24 protein-coding genes are annotated in these 19524 nt (G+C 43.6%); all 24 read right to left on the bottom strand.

Annotation, left to right across the window (positions count from 1 at the left end; translation table 11 throughout):
• Nucleotides 1-76 precede the first annotated feature (76 nt).
• Nucleotides 77-817, bottom strand: a complete 741-nt coding sequence (locus tag DWY84_RS10360; protein WP_118532988.1) for a late competence development ComFB family protein — start codon at nt 815-817, stop codon at nt 77-79.
• A gap of 1 nt (nt 818) precedes the next feature.
• Nucleotides 819-1589 carry a ParA family protein gene (locus tag DWY84_RS10355; protein WP_118532986.1) on the bottom strand — a complete coding sequence of 257 codons (771 nt, stop codon included), beginning with the start codon at nt 1587-1589 and terminating at the stop codon, nt 819-821.
• A gap of 91 nt (nt 1590-1680) precedes the next feature.
• Nucleotides 1681-2820: a hemerythrin domain-containing protein gene (locus DWY84_RS17965; RefSeq protein WP_279220332.1), complete on the bottom strand. Its 1140-nt coding sequence runs from the start codon at nt 2818-2820 to the stop codon at nt 1681-1683.
• Between the two features lie 14 nt (nt 2821-2834).
• On the bottom strand, nt 2835-3773 hold the full coding sequence (locus tag DWY84_RS10345) for a chemotaxis protein (protein ID WP_118532984.1): 939 nt from the start codon (nt 3771-3773) through the stop codon (nt 2835-2837).
• A gap of 70 nt (nt 3774-3843) precedes the next feature.
• Nucleotides 3844-4332, bottom strand: coding sequence for a chemotaxis protein CheD (locus tag DWY84_RS10340; protein WP_015553149.1), 489 nt, complete (start codon nt 4330-4332; stop codon nt 3844-3846).
• Nucleotides 4332-4952 carry a chemotaxis protein CheC gene (locus DWY84_RS10335; protein ID WP_015553148.1) on the bottom strand — a complete coding sequence of 207 codons (621 nt, stop codon included), beginning with the start codon at nt 4950-4952 and terminating at the stop codon, nt 4332-4334. Before DWY84_RS10335 ends, DWY84_RS10340 begins: the two co-directional genes overlap by 1 nt.
• A gap of 8 nt (nt 4953-4960) precedes the next feature.
• The gene (locus tag DWY84_RS10330) at nt 4961-5752 is read right to left on the bottom strand and encodes a flagellar hook-basal body complex protein (RefSeq protein WP_118532982.1); all 792 of its coding nucleotides are present in this window, start codon (nt 5750-5752) and stop codon (nt 4961-4963) included.
• A 13-nt stretch (nt 5753-5765) separates the two neighbouring features.
• Entirely contained in the window at nt 5766-6563 is a 798-nt protein-coding gene (locus DWY84_RS10325) for a flagellar hook-basal body protein (RefSeq protein WP_118532980.1), read from the bottom strand.
• Entirely contained in the window at nt 6544-7341 is a 798-nt protein-coding gene (locus DWY84_RS10320; RefSeq protein WP_118532978.1) for a sigma-70 family RNA polymerase sigma factor, read from the bottom strand. Before DWY84_RS10320 ends, DWY84_RS10325 begins: the two co-directional genes overlap by 20 nt.
• Nucleotides 7342-7389: 48 nt before the next feature.
• Nucleotides 7390-9513: a flagellar biosynthesis protein FlhA gene (gene flhA / locus DWY84_RS10315; protein WP_118532976.1), complete on the bottom strand. Its 2124-nt coding sequence runs from the start codon at nt 9511-9513 to the stop codon at nt 7390-7392.
• Nucleotides 9514-9534: 21 nt separating this feature from the next.
• Entirely contained in the window at nt 9535-10608 is a 1074-nt protein-coding gene (gene flhB, locus DWY84_RS10310; RefSeq protein WP_118532974.1) for a flagellar biosynthesis protein FlhB, read from the bottom strand.
• A gap of 17 nt (nt 10609-10625) precedes the next feature.
• Nucleotides 10626-11384 carry a flagellar biosynthetic protein FliR gene (locus tag DWY84_RS10305; RefSeq protein WP_118532972.1) on the bottom strand — a complete coding sequence of 253 codons (759 nt, stop codon included), beginning with the start codon at nt 11382-11384 and terminating at the stop codon, nt 10626-10628.
• A gap of 9 nt (nt 11385-11393) precedes the next feature.
• Entirely contained in the window at nt 11394-11657 is a 264-nt protein-coding gene (locus tag DWY84_RS10300; protein WP_066544376.1) for a flagellar biosynthetic protein FliQ, read from the bottom strand.
• A gap of 15 nt (nt 11658-11672) precedes the next feature.
• Nucleotides 11673-12329, bottom strand: a complete 657-nt coding sequence (gene fliP, locus DWY84_RS10295; protein WP_015553140.1) for a flagellar type III secretion system pore protein FliP — start codon at nt 12327-12329, stop codon at nt 11673-11675.
• Nucleotides 12322-12588 carry a flagellar biosynthetic protein FliO gene (locus DWY84_RS10290; protein WP_118532970.1) on the bottom strand — a complete coding sequence of 89 codons (267 nt, stop codon included), beginning with the start codon at nt 12586-12588 and terminating at the stop codon, nt 12322-12324. Before DWY84_RS10290 ends, fliP begins: the two co-directional genes overlap by 8 nt.
• 1 nt (nt 12589) lies before the next feature.
• Nucleotides 12590-13897 carry a flagellar motor switch phosphatase FliY gene (fliY, locus tag DWY84_RS10285; RefSeq protein ID WP_118532968.1) on the bottom strand — a complete coding sequence of 436 codons (1308 nt, stop codon included), beginning with the start codon at nt 13895-13897 and terminating at the stop codon, nt 12590-12592.
• A 21-nt stretch (nt 13898-13918) separates the two neighbouring features.
• Entirely contained in the window at nt 13919-14368 is a 450-nt protein-coding gene (gene flgC / locus DWY84_RS10280) for a flagellar basal body rod protein FlgC (protein ID WP_015553137.1), read from the bottom strand.
• A gap of 20 nt (nt 14369-14388) precedes the next feature.
• A complete protein-coding gene (locus tag DWY84_RS10275; RefSeq protein ID WP_015553136.1) occupies nt 14389-14751 on the bottom strand; it encodes a response regulator in 363 nt (120 codons plus the stop codon).
• A 57-nt stretch (nt 14752-14808) separates the two neighbouring features.
• Nucleotides 14809-15900, bottom strand: coding sequence for a FliM/FliN family flagellar motor switch protein (locus DWY84_RS10270; RefSeq protein WP_118532966.1), 1092 nt, complete (start codon nt 15898-15900; stop codon nt 14809-14811).
• Between the two features lie 15 nt (nt 15901-15915).
• Nucleotides 15916-16950, bottom strand: a complete 1035-nt coding sequence (locus DWY84_RS10265) for a flagellar motor protein MotB (RefSeq protein WP_243024825.1) — start codon at nt 16948-16950, stop codon at nt 15916-15918.
• A complete protein-coding gene (locus tag DWY84_RS10260; protein ID WP_118532964.1) occupies nt 16947-17765 on the bottom strand; it encodes a MotA/TolQ/ExbB proton channel family protein in 819 nt (272 codons plus the stop codon). The genes DWY84_RS10265 and DWY84_RS10260 overlap by 4 nt, the downstream gene beginning before the upstream one ends.
• Before the next feature lie 12 nt (nt 17766-17777).
• Nucleotides 17778-17981 (bottom strand): flagellar FlbD family protein, encoded by a 204-nt coding sequence (locus tag DWY84_RS10255; RefSeq protein WP_118532962.1) that lies wholly within the window; start codon nt 17979-17981, stop codon nt 17778-17780.
• 5 nt (nt 17982-17986) lie between these two features.
• Nucleotides 17987-18910, bottom strand: coding sequence for a flagellar hook-basal body complex protein (locus DWY84_RS10250; protein ID WP_118532960.1), 924 nt, complete (start codon nt 18908-18910; stop codon nt 17987-17989).
• Between the two features lie 16 nt (nt 18911-18926).
• Nucleotides 18927-19523, bottom strand: a complete 597-nt coding sequence (locus DWY84_RS10245; protein WP_118532958.1) for a flagellar hook capping FlgD N-terminal domain-containing protein — start codon at nt 19521-19523, stop codon at nt 18927-18929.
• Nucleotide 19524: the final 1 nt, after the last annotated feature.

Genomic DNA, 19524 nt, shown 5'->3' with positions numbered 1-19524 from the left:
AAATGCGCCGCTTCTGTATACTTTATCCCTGTGATCCTATAGATTCTATATAAATATTTCGGCGCAGCATGAAAATTTATAAGATATGGCGTGGACGTTCTTTTACATCCATACAGGCTCTTATGGACTGGCTTATAACAGCCACACGGAATTTATTGTGGTAATAAGTTAACAGCATCGGAACTGCCGTATTATCTGCTACAATATATTTTGGAGGCAGCCTGGTAAGCATCAGCGCTTTTACATCTGCCTGACAGCGGCTGCAGGTACAGGTGCCATTGCTTTTTAAGGCGTCAAGGATCAGTTCCGGAGTAAGGATCTCCTCCATAATGTTTACGACCCGGTAACCTGGACCATCTTCCTGCTTCTGCTCTTCCTGAGATCCCGGCTCTTCCTGAGATCCCGGCTCTTTAGTTTTTTCCTGTACAGGTGTCCCGACCTTTATTTGGGGCTGCTCTTCGGGCTGCTCTGGCTGTTCCTGCGTTTGTTTTGTCTGCTCCTGGGGCTGTTCTGGCTGTTCTTCCTGCTCCCGGGACTGTTCTGCCTGCTCTTCTGCATGTTTTTCTTCCTGTTCTTTTTCCAGCTCACGGATCAGATTCTTCTGGATCTCTTCTGACAGCTTTCCTTCTTCTCTTGGATCAACTACAGTCACATTAGCGGAAGGCACTCTTACCGGTTCTTCAGCAGCTGATCCTTCCTGCTGTGTTTCACCGGAAGCTGAAGAAGACGGCTGTGTTTCGCCAGAAGACGCAACTGGCGGCTGTGAACCTGTGATGAGGTTCAGCACATGTGAGGTTTTATTTGTTTTTTTTGCCATATTATTTCTCCCTGAAACCTATGATCTTTTCTACCTCATCTAAAAACTTTCCATAGTCCTTTACAGCTGATGCTCTCGGACTGTACTCAAAAATACTTTCTCCATGGGCCGGTGCTTCTGCAATAGCCACTCCGGACCTTATTTTTGTGTCAAATACCCGGGTTTCCAGCTGCGCGGCCAGCTGCCCGGCCATTTCCAATACATCCCTGCAAAGACATGTTCTTGAATTAAAGCGGTTTAGCAGGATACCCATGATCTTAAGGCCGGGATTGATCTGTATGCGGACAGATTCTACTGTTTCCTTTAACTGTGACAGACCAACCAGACTGAGGATATCCGATGCCATTGGTATAATAAGATAATCAGAAACTGCATATGCGTTAACTGTGAGAAGATTTAAGGCAGGGGGTGTATCGATCACAATATAGTCATAAAAATCCATTACCGGCTTTAAAACATTTTTTAAAATAGATTCTTTTTCTTCTCCCGGATTATACTCCAGACCACTGCTGCTTAATGTAATATCAGAAGGAAGGATATCGATCCCTTCTGTGCGGCTGATAGCCTTTTGTATGGATATATCTCCTTTTAATACATCCAGTATGGTAGATCCTCCTTCGGTATCCAGACCAAGGCAGAATCCAAGATTTCCCTGTGGATCCAGGTCTATACACAGAACTTTTTTACCTGCCATTGAAAATCCTGCCGCCAGCGCTGCTGATGTTGTGGTCTTTCCCACACCGCCTTTTTGATTTGAAACCGTAATGACCATTTATGTATCTCCTTTTATCCTCTTTTCTGCATACAATGACACAGGTGCCAGCCGTTTTTCTGACACCATGATATCAGAAAAATACACTGTATTATTCGCCAAGGCGTTCCATGGATTCCTCTACCTGTTTTACCAGCTCCTGGATTTCCTGATATACAGCTGCTGACTCATTTGCCATACGGCCGATCTCATCTGCCACGACCCCGAAGCCTACACCTGCTTTTCCTGCGCGTCCTGCTTCAATGGCTGCATTCAGGGAAAGCATTTTTTCCATTGTGGCTGTCTGCTCCAGTCCTTTTGCCTTATATTTGATCTGTCCTACTGCATCCCGTACTTTCTTTTCCTCTTTTGCAAATGCTTCTACGCTGTCTGCATTGCTCTTCCGGTAATAAAGGGCATTAGCCCACAGATTCAGCATCTCAGCTAAAAGCTGTCCACTGGCACTTACTACTTCCTGGCTCGGGGCTGAATCACCCGGGTAATCTCCAAGGACGATACCTCCGATCACTGTACCTGCACGGAATCCTCCTACTGTAAGATCCTGGGTAAACTCACGCAGTTCATTGTGTTTTCCACTGGTATAACGGCTGTAAAAACTGGTAAAGGAGCTTCCTCTTATAATATATTTTCCCTTCATATCCACTACTGCTGCTGTCATGCCTGTAGCCGTTAAAAACAAATCCTGGATCCTCTGAAGCTCTTTCATATCCAGGATCTGACGGATATCCAGATTTTCTGTACTTTCATCTTTTGTAACGGTATCCATATAGGAAGTTTTCCCTGATACAGCTGATCCTGTTGCCACTTTAGAAGCTGTAACTTCATTTTTGGCTCCATTCTGGATCCACTGGGCCAGCTTGCGGTCTGTTTCCCGGATATGCTTAACCAGCACGCTTACCATATAGTTGATCTCGCCAAGGGAATTGATCGTCGGGCCTTCCTGCTCCAGCTTTATAATGGCATCACCCAGTTTCTGTTTATACCATTCATGAAATTTATGATGTTCTGTATATTCCGGATATTTTGACTGCTTCTGGAGATCCTCCTCATCTGAAAAGTGTTTCGTTACATATTCAACAAGAAATTCTCCCAGACTTGAAAGATTTTCTCTTCCCTTTCCCTTTGAGCATGCATCCAGAAGGGTATTGACTTCGTCAAAAATCTTCCTGTGCTCACTGTCGATCAGTTCATTTCCTGTTACAAGATCTTGTGTTAATACATATTTTTCCATCCTTAGAGTCCTCCTTACTGCTGACTGTGCTGTTTTTTAAAACGGGCAAGCAATTCATCCATTACTGTGATCAGATGCCCGATCTCCGGCTTGGAAAGCTGTTCGTCTGCACCTAATTCTTTCCCCTTCTGCCTCATCTGCTCATTGATCAGGGACGAGAAGATGATAACCGGGATTTTCTTTAAATGTTCGTCATCCTTGATCAGCTTTGTAAGCCTGTGGCCATCCATTTCCGGCATTTCGATATCTGTAATGACCAGATTGACCTTATCATACAGATCAGAATCATTATGTATTTGTGAAAGATAATCCCATGCCTCCTGACCATTGGAAAAATTCTTTATATTGGTAAATCCGGCTCTTTCCAGGGAATCATCGATCATTTTACTTAAAAGAATGGAATCTTCCGCGATCACAATAGGACTGTTGCAGATAGGACGGTCTCCCATCTTATCTACATCTGTCACCTGTATGGTTGTTTCCGGTGCGATCTCTGCCACGATCTTTTCAAAATCCAGGATGATCACCAGCTCTTTTCCGCACTGGGCAATACCGGTAGCAACACTGTCATCTCCATTTGCAATGGTCTTATCTGGCTTCTGTATGTCTTTCCATGAGATCCTACTGATACCTTCGATGCTGTCTACCCGGAAAGCAACGGTCATTTTATTAAAATTTGTTACAATAAACAAATCTCTTGGCCCATTTTCCCGATCATTTCCTGTAAGATATTTTGCCAGGTTGATCACTGTGATCAGCTCATCCCTTGGTTTAAAGATACCTTCTACTGCCGGGTTTGCATGAGGCATCGGTTTTACCTTTTCACTCATGATGATCTCTTGGACTTTTGCTACATTAATGCCATAAAATTCGCCCATAACTGTGAATTTCATTACTTCGATCTCGTTTGTTCCTGATTCTAAAAGAATCCCTTCTTTTTCATTTTTGACCATGATCTTCTCTCCTTTTTTCTGTAAACAGGCATGTCACAGATGGTGACACCACCACAAATGAAAGCCCTGGCTATAGATGGCGTTCCGGTCGTCCCACTGTACGCACGATCACATCGCCTGTTGCAAGATCTAAAAGCATGGTACGGGCATAATTTCCTCCTGTATCCTCTGCTGCGATACAGATTCCTTCCTGGGCCATGACTTTTTTTACACTTTCTGCATTTCTCTGCCCGATATTTCCAAAGCTGCTGTTTCCGCTGATCTCAAACATCTTGGCTCCCCCTGCGATCTTAACTACCATCCGGCTTTTTACCATACCGAATATTTTCAGCTTTCTGAGGGTTTCCCTGATGCCGCTGTCTGCAAATTTAAATGGATTGGAATCCTTTCCTTCAAACTGTGCCGGAAGCATGATGTGCAGAAGTGCTCCCAGACGGGTAACCGGATCATAAAAGGTTATCCCGATACAGGAACCCAAAGCATAGGTTATGATCCTTCCTTCCCCTCGTGAAAACTTCATATCACCGATTCCTACTTTTAATTCTGTGCCTCCGATCATTATGAAACTCCCAACCTCTCTAAAATATCGTTTAGAGAACGAATATCCGGCAGCATGAGCAGCCAGTCAGAAAGTGCTTTTCCGCCGATCACAAAATCTGCATTGCAATACATCAGTTTATCTGTTTCATATCCATACTCAGCAATAGGTACCATTAAGATCCCACCCAGCATGTTGATGGTAGCACTTGGAACAGACAGTTCCACCTCTACATTTACAAGTTGTGAAAAAGCATTTATATAAGAACAGATAATGATGTTTCCTACTTCTACCAGTGCTGATCTGGCCATTTCGTCCATATCCAGAAAGGACTTATAACGGCTTCCAAGCAGTTTTTCCAATACCTCATTTGCAAAATCCAGGTCGAAAAGGAACAGCATCAACCCCTCAATATCACCTGACATTTTTACAAGAGCTGCTGCAACAAGCTCCTCCGCATCACCGATCCGGTTCATGGCATCATTGTATCCCAGGATATTCACAGATGGGATCGAGATCCGGACTTCTTTCTGCAGAAGCTTGGAAAGAGCAGTTGCTGCATGACTGGTACCGATACTGCCGATCTCCCGCATTACATCCAGAGCCTGCAGGTCCATATCTTCATATCGCTTTATTTCCATTTTTTACCTTATCCTCTCAGTGAATTGATCGTTCCCTCTATATCATCTGATGTAGTGATCATTTTTACAGCATAGGAAAAGGCTCTCTGGCATTCGATCACATGGACCATTTCTTTTGCCATATCGGTGCCTGAATTCTCCAGTGCCCCCTTTTGCAGGACCGCATCTGATTTTAAAGAAGCTTCCATTTCATCCTGTACTTTATATTCATTATCTCCTACGCTTAAGAGACGGCTGGGATTTGAAAATGTGTATACACTTACCTTAGGAAGGTCAGTATCATCCTCTGTGCTGTCTGTATCATCTGTATCGTAGTCATCGTCTTCTGACTCTGATTCCTCCTGCAGCTTTTCTACATCTGTTACTTCCAGCTTAAGAGGCTGCCGGTTTTGGTCCAGCACCAGCTTTCCATCTTCTGTTGTAAGATAAAATCCATCTTCACGTTCTCCCCTGTGAAAATGACCGTTTCTTGTATAGGTGATCTCACCTGATGCAGGATCCTGTATCATAAAAAATGCATTAGGCTCCATAATTGCATAATCATATTCTTTTCCGGTCTGAGTAGCACCGGCTGTACTAAAATCCGTCCAGGTACGCTCCAATCTGGCTCCTGAACCTGTCTGCAGCTCTGTCTGGGCATTTTCAGAATCATTAAGATTATAGTGGATCAGTTCAGAAAAAGCCGCTGTTTTAGGTTTAAAGCCTGTATTGTTGATATTGGCCAGGTTATTGGATACAACTGACAGTTTTTTTGTAAACTGTCCGGCTCCTGCTGCTCCTGTATAAAATGACATATTCATTTCTTTATCCTCCTTACAGCTTACCGACATCTGACACAGACTTACTCATGATTTGATCATACATTCTCAGTGACTGGGCTGCGCTTTGAAGCGCTCTCTGGGATGACATCATAGCTGTCATCTGCTCCACCATGTCTACATTGGATTTTTCCAGCATTTTCCATTGAACGGTTGTATCTGCAGGCGTTGTTTCTGCCTGTGCAGTAGAGAAAAGTCCATTATCCTCTGCATGAAGCTGCCCCTGATCTGGAAAATCCACTACTTTCAAAGTTCCATAATCCTCTATGGTAACTTCCTGGCTGCCGCTTTCTTCACCATCAGACTGATTTGTAATAGCAGCAGTAATGTGTCCTTTGGAATCAACTGTAAAGTTCTCATTTTTGATCTGGACAGGCTGTCCTTCTTTGTTTAAGACTCTTCCTGCCTGGTTTAAAACCAGATATCCATCTTTATCTACTGAAAATGAACCATTCCTTGTATACCGGATGCCCTGTGATGTCTGGATGCAGAAAAAGCCATTTCCATTTAAGGCAAAGTCATAGATCCCATCTGTCTGTTCCAGACCGCCCTGGTTATAATTGGTATAAACCTGCTTTGCTGTCTTTATTTTTGAAACAGTTGCCAGCTGGGTTGGATTTTCTTTGCTATACTGTCCTGTACGATAAAGCATTTCTTCCTTGAAAGTACTGCTTACCATTGTTTCATTTTTATATCCAGGAGTCTGGATATTCACCATATTATTGCTGATGGTATTTAAGTTCCTGCTCTGGGTCAGCATGCCTGACGCCAGATTATAAAATCCCTGATACATCTGACTTTATCCCCTTTCCATCTTTTGTTTCTATAAAATGGCGCAGCTTACGCAAGGCGATCGTGTGGATCTGGGATGCTCTGGGCTGGCTGACACCTATGACCCGGCCCACCTGTTCCATTTTCAACCCTTCCATATAATGCAGTGCCAGTGTTTTCTGCTCTTTTTCATTTAGCTGGGCTATGCCTTCCGCCAGCACCCGCATATCCTCTTCCCACAAGCATGCCTCCTCAGGCTGTACCTGGGTATCGTTGTTTGTGATCTGGACTCCATTGGATGTATTCTGGTTTTCCAGTAAAAAATCAAGAGACTGGATATTTCTCCTGTTTTTCATGGAAATGATCCTCTGGCAGCGTTTTTTTTCTATTCCAAGATGCTTGGCCAGTTCATCAACTGTTGGTATTCTTCCTAATTCCCGCTTCATGTCCTCGCATGCAGATTCTATAATACCCAACTGCTTGTAAAATCCCCGGGGCATCCACTCCTGTTTTCTTACATAATCCAGCATTGCTCCTCTTACCCGCGTTGTAATGTAAGTGGAAAACTTAATGTTTTTATCCGGATCATACATATCGATCCCTTTTATGATCGCCACCACACCCTCATTTACTGCATCTTCCATCTGCATAGTGGTAGAATAAAGATCGTATAACTTTGCTGCCATGGTTCTTGCTATGTACAGATACCTCATGGTGATCTCTTTCTTTATTTCTAGATCTTTCGTTTCTTTATAAAGCGCAAATAACTCCTTTTCTGCTTTTTCTTGATTTTCTACCATAACTTTTTCACTCCTGTTATCTGCTGTTTATATCATTTGACCGTACACTTATGATCCTTTTTTCATTGTACTTATATTTCCAATTGACTGGATCTGCACATTATTTGCGATCTCATTAAATGAAAGCACCCTGATATTAGGATAAAAGGGTTCTACCAGATGGTAAAAATGAATCCTCATAACCTGTGAAGTCAGAATCACCGGGTTCTGTGATAAACCACTGAACTTTTTTATCTGCTCTGCCAGCTGCCGGATGACATGCTGGAGCATTTCCGGGTTTAATGCCAGATATAAGCCATTTTCCCCTTTTGACAAGGATGCGACCATTTCCCGTTCCAGCTGGGCATCCAGTGTGATGACTTTCATGCATCCATCTGTACAGTACATGCGGGTAATGGTACGTTTAAGAGCTGTCCTGATCTTTTCTACTGTCTGGTCCAGCTCTCTTGGAGGAAGACCTGTTTCTGAAGCTGTCTGCATCAGATTCTCTACAATGGTCTCCAGGTCGCGGATCGGGATTCCTTCTTTTAGAAGGTTTGTAAGAACTCTCTGGAAATAACTGTAGCTGATCATCTGTGGTATTGCCTCTTCCACCAGTTCAGGAGCTGTTTTTTTGAGATTTTCCGTAAGCCTTACCACTTCCTGTCTTGTAAGCAGTTCGTATGAATGCTGCCGGATGACTTCTGAAAGATGCATGAGCAATACAGACAGAGGATCAATGACCGTATAACCATATAATTCAGCTCGATCTCTGTTTTCAGGCTTGATCCACCTGCTGGGTATACCGTATGCCGGTTCAATGGCCTCAATACCTTCAATTTCTTCTTCCACCTTCTCTGGTTCCAGAGCAAGGAAATAATCAATCAGGATCTCTCCTCCTGCAATTTCTTCTCCTTTTATGCGGATACTATACTGACTTGGTCCCAGGGAAGAACTGTCCCGGAGCCGGATGGATGGGATCACAAATCCCATATCCTGGGCATATTGGCGGCGGAATATAACGATCCTGCTGATCAGCCTTCCGCCTACTGACTCATCTGCCAGAGGGATTAGACTATAACCAAACTCGATCTCCACTGGCTCCAGTGTAAGAAGGCTGTATACATTATTTACATCTTTAAAATATTCTTCCTCACTTACTTCCTCTTTTGCAGCAGCTGCCTGAGCCTGTGGGGAATCCTGAAGCTGGGTAGAAGGAGCCATTGCCATTTCTGCCAATGCCTGTGGCTCTTTTTTTATCTTTCCGGAAAGATAAAATCCGCTTCCCATAAGACATGCAGCCACAACCAGAGTCCTTACTGCCGGCATTCCAGGTATCACAGCCATAACCGCCACTGCTGCACCACTAACGATCATAGCATGAGGCTGGGCCAGAAACTGCTTTGATACATCTTCATTTAAGCTGCCTTCTGAAACAGCTCTTGTAACGATCATTCCTGTTGCAGTAGAAATAAGAAGAGCTGGTATCTGGGATACCAGACCATCACCTACTGTCGCAATGGAATAGGTACTCAGTACCGCTGAGATGCTGCTGCCGGACTGTACAATACCGATGATACTGCCGCCGATCAGATTAATGGCAGTTGTGATAAGTGACATAACTGCATCGCCCTTTACAATCTTAGTCGCACCATCCATTGCACCATAAAAATCTGCTTCTCTCTGAACCTTGGCACGCCGTTCCTTTGCCTGTGTTTCATTGATCAGGCCAGAACTAAGGTCTGCATCAATAGCCATCTGTTTTCCCGGCATGGCATCCAGATTAAATCTGGCTGCCACCTCTGCCACTCGTTCTGCACCTTTTGTGATAACAATAAACTGCATCAACACGATGATCAGGAAGATGATCAGACCTACTACTACGTTTCCTCTTAAAACGAAATCACCAAAGGCAGCAATGACACGGCCTGATGAACCTCCCTGAGAAAGGATATTTCTCGTGGTTGAAACATTGATACCCAGACGGAACAGCGTGGTAATAAGCAAAAGAGAGGGGAATATGGAGAATTCCAATGGCTCCCGAATGGTCATGGTTATTACCAGGATCATCATGGAAAGGGACATATTCAATATGATCGCCACATCCACCAGTCCCGCCGGAAGGGGAATGATCAAAAGCAATATGATCGTGATCACAAACATAACCACTGAGTAACTCAATAACCGTTTCATTCGTCCATTAATCTCCAACTATTATTTTTTATCTTTATTTTTCCCGTTGTCCTGTTTATACAGATATACCAGGATTTCCGCTACTGCTGTATAAAATTCTGAGGGGATCGGCCTGTCCAGTTCACAGGAATTGTACATAGCCCGTGCAAGTGGTTTATTTTCAATGGTATAAACATTGTTTTCCTCCCCCACCTTTACGATTCTTAACGCCAGTTCATCTAATCCCTTGGCAAGTACTACCGGAGCATTGTCATGATCAGGATCATATTTTAAAGCAATGGCCACATGGGTAGGATTTCGTATGATCACATCTGCCTGGGGAACCTTCTGCATCATCCGGCTTGATGCCATCTGACGCTGCAGGCTTTTGATCCTGTTTTTAATCTCAGGATTACCTTCTGTCTGTTTATACTCATCTTTTACTTCCTGCTTTGTCATGCGAAGCTCTTTTTCATATTCCCAGCGCTGATACAGATAATCGCCAAAGGCAATGACCGTAAAGGCAATACATACACGTATCAGCAGATCAAAGATCATTTTCATCATATAAGCCGCAGATGCTGTAGGATTCATATCGATCATTGATGCCATGGGCTGCAGATCCCGTTTCAGTATGTTATAAAGCAATACCAGCAGCAGGGTTATCTTGATGGAGTTTTTCACCAACTCTACTACATTTTTCATGGAAAACAGACGTTTTATACCTGAAAGAGGATTAAGCCTGTTCCATTTTGGCCGTATGGATTTAAAAGATACATTAAAACGTGTCTGTACTCCATGCGCCACAATTCCAAGTAAAAGGGCTAAAAGCAACAGAGGAAGCGCACATTTTAAAAACACAGACAGTGTAACAAAAACAAGGCTGGCTGAAAGCATATCTTCTGAGGACCGGGCTGCTCCATCTATGACCCAGGTCATATAAGTTTTCAGCTGTCCGTATATAAAAGGAAGCCATATGCGGATCCCGAAAAATATGCCTGCCAGGATCAATACGGTAGCTACATCCCTGCTTTGGAAGATATTTCCTTCTTTTCTGGCATCCTGCCTCTTTTTGGCGGTAGGCTGTTCTGTTTTCTCCTGACCACTCTGTCCCATCTTCTGTTACACTCCCTTCAGACTGGTTTCATATTGCTTAAAAGCTTCCACATCATCTGATACATATATGTAAAGATGGTATTTATATAATCTGCCATTGGCGAAAACAGCAGCAGCATCATCAAAAGCCCCATTATGATCTTTACCTGGAAATTTACCGTAAAAACATTGATCTGGGGAATGATACGCATCAGAATCCCCATTGCCAGTTCTGATACAAGCTCAATTGCTATCATTGGAAATGCAAACTGCATACCAGTAAGGATTCCCTGGCAGAATCCAGCTGTGATCACATGGACCAGCATGGGATTAAATGTCACTTTTCCAAAAGGGATCAGCTGTACCGACTGGTAAAACAATGCTAACAGCCGTAAATGACTGTTGCTGGCAAAAAAGATAAGTACCATAAATGCATAATAAATACCGGAACTGACCGTTGACTGGGTTCCATACTGGGGATCATAAACCTGAGCCATGCTAAGTCCCATTGAATAATCCATAATGGAAGAAGCAAACCGGATAGTAAGGAATGCCAGTTCCATTGCAAAGGCCAACACTGCCCCAAGAAAAAGCTCTCCCGCAAGCATCAGGATGTATTCTGCCATTGATCCCGGATATGCCATCTGGGTCTGGTCTGCAGACAGATACAGGAGCAGTGACAGGGCAAAAATAAAATATGCCCTTATTTTTACAGGAAAATTACTTTTTCCAAAAAGGGGATTGAATCCGATGGCTCCGCTCATACGCATCACTGCCATTGAAAATGTGATAAACATAGATCTTCTTTACCCCTTTGCGATCAATTCCACTATGTATTGAAAAAATTCCTGAAGCATAACCAGCATAGAACTTCCTAAAAAACCTAAAAGCACCATAATAGCCAGCAGCTTGGGGACAAATGTCATTGTCTGTTCATTGATCTGTGTGGCTGCCTGAAAAACAGCAATGACCACACCTACGATCATACTGAGCAACAGAAATGGCAGCGACAGCTTCATTGCCAGCTGAAATGCTTCATACATGATATCCAGGATCTGCACTTCTGTCATATTCCCACCTCTTTCCTACCGGAAGCTTTGTACCAGACTTGAAAATAAAAGTTCCCAGCCATTTACTGTAATAAATAAAAGTAACTTAAAGGGAAGAGAGACCATAGTTGGCGGAAGCATTACCATACCCATGGACATAAGGGTGGTAGACACCACTATATCTATAAGCAGAAATGGAAGATAAATCAGAAATCCTGCAAGAAACCCTTTTTTTAATTCGCTGGTCATAAAAGCCGGTACAACAACAGTAAGAGGATATTCTTTCACATCTTTCTTAACTTCCTGTTTTGACATCTGTACAAAATGATCCAGCGTATCCTTCTCTGTATTGCGAAGCATGAATTGCTTCAGTGGATCTGCCATGCGGCTTACTGCCTCCTGCTGTGTGATCTCCCCATTTTTATAGGGCTCGTAGGCAACCGTATTGATCTGGCCTATAACCGGACTCATAATATACAGCGACAAAAAAAGTGCCATGCCTGTTAATACCATATTAGGCGGCGTCTGCTGGACTCCCATTGCATTTCTCGTAAAAGAAAGTATGATTATGATGCGCATAAAGGAACTCATCATAACCACAATGGAAGGAAGCAATGCTGCAAAGGTAAGCAGCATGATAATATCCAGCGCAGGAACATTTCCTCCATTTAAGCCTGTAATCAGCTCATTCATTCGTTTTCTCCTCCTTAAACCGTTCCAGAACCTGGATCCCCGTCTGACTGGTCCCAAGCAGATATTGGTTTTCATCCAGTTTAAGAAGGATAATGTACTGATCGTTTCCTACTTTTAGTTGTTCCAGTATCCGCACCTTCCCCCCTTTATTTCCATAAGGGGCATTTTTCCCCAGGTACCGGCTTGCCTGCCATGCCAAAAACAAAATGACTACAAAAGCAAGCAGCATACCTGTTGTAGAAACAATATCTGTTATCATATTAAAGGCTCTCCGGATTGATATCCCTGGTTACAATATCAGTAATACGGATACCAAAATTATCCTCTACTACTACAATATCTCCTCTGGCAACACACTGTCCATTTACATACAGGTCTGCCTGTTCTCCTGCCATTTTGTCCAGGACCACAAGAGATCCCTGGGTAAACTCCAGAATGTCTTTTACCAGCTTCTTGGTGCGTCCTATCTCCACAGATATCTCCAATGGCACCTTCATAAGCATTTCCTGGTTGGCACTTTCTTCTCCCTTTTCAATTCCGGAAGCTTCAAGACCGGGTGCTATTGCCGGCCGGATCAGGGCCGGTTCCCTGGATTCCGTTTTCTCATCCTCTTCCCGTTTTTCCATGCCCTGCATCATCTGCATCATCTGCATCTGTGACTGCTGCATCTGATTTAAAAGCTGCAATAAAGCCGGATTCATATCTGTGGAAATGCCAGCCGCCATACCTGCCGGCATCTGGGTATATACAGGCTGGGGGGCCGGGGCTGGCTGCGGTTCTGGTACTGGCTGCGGGGCCGGGACTGGCTGCGGGTCTGGTACAGGCTGCGGGGCCGGGGCTGGCTGCGGTTCTGGCTCAGGCTGCGGGGCCGGGACTGGCTGCAGTTCTGGCTCAGGCTGCGGAACCGGGGCGGCTTCTTCTGCTGCCTTTGATCCTGACTCTTTATTTTCTGCCGGGATCTCTGCTGCTTCTTCCAGGGATATCTCAAATGGTTCCAGAAGCCTTTTTGCAAGCTTCTCCGGCATGATATTTAAAAACTCACTTTTCAGTTTTCCTTCGATCTCAAGGATAAAGGAAATGACTACCATAGGAGTTGCTTCCGGGAAATACTTGTTTTTAAAGCTTTCTGCGTCTGTGATCTCAAAAGAAACCGGCGTGGATATATTAACTGTAAATTTCAGAAATTCCGAAAGTGCTGTTGCAGAAGCACCCATCATCTGGTTCATTACCTCACAGATCGCACTTCTATTGATCTCATCCAGTTCAAATTCATCATCTGAAAGTTCTTCTCCCAGAAGGGTTCCTACTATGATGCGCACGTCATTTCTGCTAAACATCATAATATTGCTTCCTTCCAGACCCTCTACATAAGCGATCTCTACTCCTACTGCCGGTTCTAGCTTTTTAAACTCAAACTGATCCCTTGTAAGGATCTTTACCTTTGGCGTCGTAATGTGAACGGTAGATCCTAAAAGGGTAGACATTGCTGTCGCTGATGCTCCGAGGCTGATATTCATCATCTCCCCAAGAGCATCTATCTCCATCTCATTAAAGCTGAGTGCACCCATTTTTTATTTTCCTCCTGTTTTTTACTTACCAATTTCCAGTGCTTTCTGAGCCATCAGCTTAATTGCGTTTAACGCTGTTACATTTGCTTCATAAGACCGGGTAGCTGACATGCTGTCTACCGTTTCCTTCAGCACATCCACATTTGGCATAGTCACATAGCCGTCCGCATCCGCATCCGGATGGTCCGGATTGTAAACTTTCTTAGCTTCTCTGTCATCTTCCACAATGCCAGAAACTCTTACTCCTGCATGACGGCTGGTTATTCCTTTTCCCCGTGCTGCATTTTCCATCGCCTGGGCAAAAGACGTATCTGAATAGCTTTCAAGAAGTACATTTTTCCTTCGGTATGGACCACCTGACTCTGTCCGCGTTGTGTCCATATTTGCTATGTTTTCTGCCGCAATATCCATCCTGACACGCTGTGCGCTCATTCCAGAAGCGCTTATATCAAATGAACCTAAAAATGCCATAACAGTTCCCTCCTTATGGATCATTTTCCTAAAATGTCATTTACAGTTTTTACAATTCTCTGTGCATCAAAAGGCTTCACCACAAAATCACGGGCACCTGATTTGATCGCATCTACAACCATGCTTTCCTGTCCCATTGCTGTACACATAACAACTTTGGCATTTGGATCACCTTCACGAATTTTTTTCAAAGCCTGAAGCCCGTCCATATTTGGCATGGTGATATCCATAATTACCATGTCCGGTTTTTCCTCACTGTATTTTTTCACTGCTTCTGCCCCATCCTGTGCCTCGATAAAATCGTTATATCCACTTGAACTGAGAGCTTTCTTGATCATCATCCTCATAAAAGCAGCATCATCTACCAGCATTATCTTAGCCATTTCTTATTCCTCTTCTTCCTTCATTCTTAATTTATACTCCCGTATTTCGGAGCGTATTTATCCTTGTTCTTTTACAGATCCGTCACTGTTATCAGGATCTTCTTCCTTCTGCGGCATTATATCCGTTTTCTTTTCTTCTATTTGTGACGCAATGCATTTTTCAATCTTCACAGCCACATTTTTCTTATAACATCCCATTTGTCCTGTAAACCAAGGCTGACGTCCTACAAAAAGTCTGACCGGACTGTCTTTTGACTTTCCAAGATCGATCACATCTCCTACCTGGATCTGATAAAGTCCTTTCAGATCCAGCTGTACCGTGCCAAGCTGTCCTGTAATAGGCAGTTTGGAGTAACGGATATTATCCATGATCTTCTCTTTATTATCCTGATAAGAAAATCCTCTTGCCAGGTGCTTACGGTCGTCAATACTGTGAAAGATCACCGTAAGAAGATTGCCCGGAAGGCAGATCTTTAATTTTTCCTGTGCCTGTCCAGATATGTCCACATTTAAAATGATAATGGCTACTGTTTCATCCAGACCTACATCCTGGACCATGGTTGGATTTTCTTCTACATGTTCTACGGAAAAATCAATGCTCACATAATTTGAAAATCCATCCTTTAAGGCACCTGTCATATATTCTACAATCCGCTTGTACAAAGCACGTTCCACGTCGGAATACCGGTAATCATCCTCTACTGCTACAACATCTTCGCCCCCCAGCATATGGTTGATCAGTGTAATCACCATACCCGGAGTTACAAACAGCATCAGGGGAACACTCATTTTTTCTTCTCCTGCTATTGATGCGTCTATCAGTGTCATGCAGTCGTTTTCGTGAAGGGCATTTACGTATTCGTAATACCTTCTTTCCTGTACATCCAGCACCGTTATGTCCGTCATCACGCGGAAAATACCGTTGATCTGGGAAGTAAGAATACGAGCATAATTCTCAAATACACTCCTGAGGATCTTCATTTTTTCTTTTGTGAATTTCCTCGGGCTGAAAAAGTCGTATTTAATATAGTTCTTTTCTTCTGGCGACAGAGGCTGTACAGATTCGGTTTTCGTTTCCTGTGCTGGTGCATCTGCACTCATGGATTTTAAAAGTGCATCTATCTGGCTTTGTGATAAAACATCTGCCATTCTTCCTGACCTCTCTTATTCACTGGTATTTTGCATTTCCTCCACAGGCCCTGTATCTGCTGCTGTTCCTGTATCTGCTGCTGTTCCTGCATCTTCTGCGCCTGCCTCTACAGTTCCTGCATCTTCTGCACCTGCCTCTACAGTTTCTGCATCTGCTGCACCGGTATCTGCCGGTGCCTCTGTATCTGCCGGTACGGTTTCACCACCCTGGGAGGAGCTTTGTGACTGCCCTACCGTTACTACTGTAGTATTCGTATATTCACCGCTCTTAAACTCTTTATAATACTCATCCAGGTCTTTTTCTTTTGCCCCATTATCTAAAAGCAAAAATTCAATCCTGCGGTTTTTTATCCTTCCTTCTTCTGTGGAATTATCTGCTATGGGGCGATATTCACCATAACTTATATCCACCAGCTTCTCCGGCTTTATTACATTCTGGTGCTGCAGGTAAATAGATACTTCTGCAGATCTCATCGCCGAAAGGATACGGTCTTTTCGTATAGTCTGTGGATTGATCTGTGAATTATCTGTTACTTTCGCAGTGTGGGACATGATATTAACCTGTTCAATCCCACCTGCTGCAGGAGCTATGGCTTTTGCAAATGTATAGAGGACTGCCTGTCCTTCCCGTGTAAGCACGGAGCTGTTTGCATCGAAAAATACACTATTTGCAAAAGAAACATAAGTATAATCATCTCCTCTGATGACCGTAGCATCCTTGACCCCCGACTCATTCAGGCTTTCAGCAATCGTAAGATACAGCTTATTTACATCTTCTGTCTGAAGAGCTTCCTGGGCAATCTCCTGGCCGATCTCCTGGCCTTTGCTATCCACATCTGGTGTATCTGACATCTGGGAATTAATGGTAATATTCTCTGATCCCTGGTTCTGTATGCTTGGAATGCTTTTCACAAAAACACTCCATTTTTGTGCGTCCAGGTTAGACATGGAATACAGCATGATAAAAAATGTAAGCAGCAATGTTACCATGTCTCCATAAGTATCCATCCAGTTGCCGCCGCTGTCTGTGGGGCGATTTTTCTTACTCATTTATCTTCCTGTTCCTTCCCCTGGGAACCTCCATCTCCTGCTTTTGCAAGAATCTTCTGCTGCTGTGACTGTTTAATCGATGCAAGAAGATGTTCTCTCAGGTATTTTGGATTTTCTCCTGCCTGTATGGCAATGATCCCTTCAATGATAGTAGAACAATACAGTTCTTCCTCATCCTGACGGATCCTCAGTTTCTTTGCGATCGGATTAAAAATAACATTTGCAAGAATACAGCCGTAAAAGGTTGTGATCAATGCTACTGACATGTCGCTTCCGATAGTAGATGAACCGCCTGCATCCATATTCATTCCCTTCAGCATGTTGATCAGACCGATCAGGGTACCTATCATGCCAAAGGACGGTGCATAAGATGCAGCTTTTTCATAAAGACCTGCCGCCTGGTCGTGACGGACCATCATATTATCCAGTTCTCTTTCCAGAACCAGCCTTACTTTGTCCGGATCGTTTGCATCTACGATCATCAGGACACTCTGCTTAAAGAAAGGATCCTTGATCTCCGCCGCTTTATCCTCCAACGCCAGAAGGCCGCTCTGCCTTGCTATGGTTCCCAGATCTACAAGCTGTTCGATCAATTTGGGGATATTATAGCGGTTTCCCCTTATAAGTACTGCAAAATGCTTTGGGATATCTTTTAATATCCCTAATGGATAGCTGGACAAAGTTGCTGACAGAGCCCCACCAATTACAATGACCATACTGGGGATATCAATAAAGTTACCAATCTTGGCAAAACTGATTCCGTTTACAATTAAAGCAAAACCCAGGATTATACCTAGTAATGTTGTAGGATCCACCTGCTTTTCCTCCTAAATCTGCTCCTCTTTTTTTATGCTGACACATCTTTGAAAGAACCCGGTCACCTGATCTTTGATGCTTTCTACACTGTCTTTTACCAGATAGTAATCTCCATTCATCATACGGATCTTTGTTTCCGGAATCTGTTCAATCAGTTCAACCTGAAGCCAGTTCAGATATAAAATCTCTCCGTTAAGACGTTCTACACAGATCATATTACTTACCGCTTCATGTTGATCAGGTCAGACAGGATCTCATCACTGACTGTTATGATCTTTGAATTGGCCTGAAAGCCTCTCTGTGTTGTGATCATATCAGAAAATTCCTTTGCAAGATCCACATTGGAAGCCTCCAGATATCCAGTCATTAAAGAAGAGGTGCTTCCTCCTGGGATTGTAGCGGAAGCATTACCACTGTTATCGCTTTCTGCTGCTCCATAGTAAAAAGAACCCTTTTTGCTTAAGCCCTCCGGATTCTGGAAAGTAGCAATGGCAACCTTACCGATGCTGACGGTTTTTCCATCCTTATCCTTGTCCGTTGACTTTACTGTACCTGAAATCTCTCCCAGACTGTTGATTTTTACATCCGTCAGCTGAAGGGAATCATTTCCGTCAAAGCTTGCGCCATCTACATCTGTAGGAACCTTGATGGCTACAAGGGCTCCGTCAAATTTTGTTGGAGCTGCTACGTTATCCGGCCGGAAACCATAAACAAAATTTCCGTTGGCATCTGTAAGATATCCATTTCCGTCAATATTGAACTGGCCAACTCTGGTATAATCAAAGTCCGTTTTCTTCATATCCGCTACTGCAACCGTTTCTGTACTCTTTGGAAATGTAATAAAGAAGCCTTCTCCGTCTACACTTGCATTAAGACCACCTACATAGGTTGGTGTAGAGGCACCCATATCTGTACTGATGGAACCCATCATGGAACCATATCCATACTGGGCTGCATTTACACCACCGGCATTCTCGCTTCCCTTTGTGGAAGTGGTGGAAGTCTGGTACATTGCCTCTTTAAAGCTGTAACTCTGGGACTTAAAACCAAATGTATTTACGTTTGCAATATTGTTGCCGATGACGTCCAGTTTGTTCTGATGCGCCCGAAGACCTGATACTGCTGAATCCATTGCTCTTAACATATTCTTTTGCTCCTTTTTACATTTCTTCTGTTTCTGTATCTTCAGATCCTGTGTCTTTCAGATCTGCATTTGCTAACTGTCCTGTGATCTTATCTGTTTTTTCAGATCCCCTGTCAGGATCTTTTTCACCTGCTGCCTCTGACTTATCTGTTGTATCCTGTGTGTCCTGAAGCTTTCCTACTCCCAGGACACTGGACATCTTATAACCAGTATCATCACCTTCCAGACGTACTACCGGATCTCCCTTGGTAAAATCAACAGAAACTACCTTTCCGTATTTCACGCCATTTGCTTTCCCGGTATCAGGATCTGTAACTGCCACAGTTACCTCCTGACCGATCAGGCTGCCTGCATACGTCTGTGTTGTAACAGCAGCTGATGTATTTAATGACTTTGTCATGGCAGTAAGTGACTGAACCATTGCCATATTGGTCATCTGGGACATCATTTCACTGTTATCCATAGGGCTTGTCATATCCTGATTTGCAAGCTGTGCTGCTAACAGCTTGATAAAGCTGTTTACATCCATCGTGTTCTTGCTGTTGGATCCGGCACTGTAAACACCTGCCTGATACGGGTTTGCAGTGCTGCTGACTGTTATTTGATCTGCCATA

The sequence above is a fragment of the Clostridium sp. AF27-2AA genome (assembly GCF_003478505.1).
Classification (GTDB): domain Bacteria; phylum Bacillota; class Clostridia; order Lachnospirales; family Lachnospiraceae; genus Brotaphodocola.
The sequence above is the reverse complement of the archived record's forward strand: the minus strand, read 5'-3'. Positions and strand labels throughout refer to the sequence as shown.

Excerpts from the sequence above, each read along its gene's own strand:
- DWY84_RS10360 (WP_118532988.1), bottom strand. The coding sequence starts at position 817 with ATGGCAAAAAAAACAAATAAAACCTCACATGTGCTGAACCTCATCACA.
- DWY84_RS10355 (WP_118532986.1), bottom strand. The coding sequence starts at position 1,589 with ATGGTCATTACGGTTTCAAATCAAAAAGGCGGTGTGGGAAAGACCACA.
- DWY84_RS17965 (WP_279220332.1), bottom strand. The coding sequence starts at position 2,820 with ATGGAAAAATATGTATTAACACAAGATCTTGTAACAGGAAATGAACTG.
- DWY84_RS10345 (WP_118532984.1), bottom strand. The coding sequence starts at position 3,773 with ATGGTCAAAAATGAAAAAGAAGGGATTCTTTTAGAATCAGGAACAAAC.
- DWY84_RS10340 (WP_015553149.1), bottom strand. The coding sequence starts at position 4,332 with ATGATCGGAGGCACAGAATTAAAAGTAGGAATCGGTGATATGAAGTTT.
- DWY84_RS10335 (WP_015553148.1), bottom strand. The coding sequence starts at position 4,952 with ATGGAAATAAAGCGATATGAAGATATGGACCTGCAGGCTCTGGATGTA.
- DWY84_RS10330 (WP_118532982.1), bottom strand. The coding sequence starts at position 5,752 with ATGAATATGTCATTTTATACAGGAGCAGCAGGAGCCGGACAGTTTACA.
- DWY84_RS10325 (WP_118532980.1), bottom strand. The coding sequence starts at position 6,563 with ATGTATCAGGGATTTTATAATCTGGCGTCAGGCATGCTGACCCAGAGC.
- DWY84_RS10320 (WP_118532978.1), bottom strand. The coding sequence starts at position 7,341 with ATGGTAGAAAATCAAGAAAAAGCAGAAAAGGAGTTATTTGCGCTTTAT.
- flhA (WP_118532976.1), bottom strand. The coding sequence starts at position 9,513 with ATGAAACGGTTATTGAGTTACTCAGTGGTTATGTTTGTGATCACGATC.
- flhB (WP_118532974.1), bottom strand. The coding sequence starts at position 10,608 with ATGGGACAGAGTGGTCAGGAGAAAACAGAACAGCCTACCGCCAAAAAG.
- DWY84_RS10305 (WP_118532972.1), bottom strand. The coding sequence starts at position 11,384 with ATGTTTATCACATTTTCAATGGCAGTGATGCGTATGAGCGGAGCCATC.
- DWY84_RS10300 (WP_066544376.1), bottom strand. The coding sequence starts at position 11,657 with ATGACAGAAGTGCAGATCCTGGATATCATGTATGAAGCATTTCAGCTG.
- fliP (WP_015553140.1), bottom strand. The coding sequence starts at position 12,329 with ATGAATGAGCTGATTACAGGCTTAAATGGAGGAAATGTTCCTGCGCTG.
- DWY84_RS10290 (WP_118532970.1), bottom strand. The coding sequence starts at position 12,588 with ATGATAACAGATATTGTTTCTACAACAGGTATGCTGCTTGCTTTTGTA.
- fliY (WP_118532968.1), bottom strand. The coding sequence starts at position 13,897 with ATGGGTGCACTCAGCTTTAATGAGATGGAGATAGATGCTCTTGGGGAG.
- flgC (WP_015553137.1), bottom strand. The coding sequence starts at position 14,368 with ATGGCATTTTTAGGTTCATTTGATATAAGCGCTTCTGGAATGAGCGCA.
- DWY84_RS10275 (WP_015553136.1), bottom strand. The coding sequence starts at position 14,751 with ATGGCTAAGATAATGCTGGTAGATGATGCTGCTTTTATGAGGATGATG.
- DWY84_RS10270 (WP_118532966.1), bottom strand. The coding sequence starts at position 15,900 with ATGGCAGATGTTTTATCACAAAGCCAGATAGATGCACTTTTAAAATCC.
- DWY84_RS10265 (WP_243024825.1), bottom strand. The coding sequence starts at position 16,950 with ATGAGTAAGAAAAATCGCCCCACAGACAGCGGCGGCAACTGGATGGAT.
- DWY84_RS10255 (WP_118532962.1), bottom strand. The coding sequence starts at position 17,981 with ATGATCTGTGTAGAACGTCTTAACGGAGAGATTTTATATCTGAACTGG.
- DWY84_RS10250 (WP_118532960.1), bottom strand. The coding sequence starts at position 18,910 with ATGTTAAGAGCAATGGATTCAGCAGTATCAGGTCTTCGGGCGCATCAG.
- DWY84_RS10245 (WP_118532958.1), bottom strand. The coding sequence starts at position 19,523 with ATGGCAGATCAAATAACAGTCAGCAGCACTGCAAACCCGTATCAGGCA.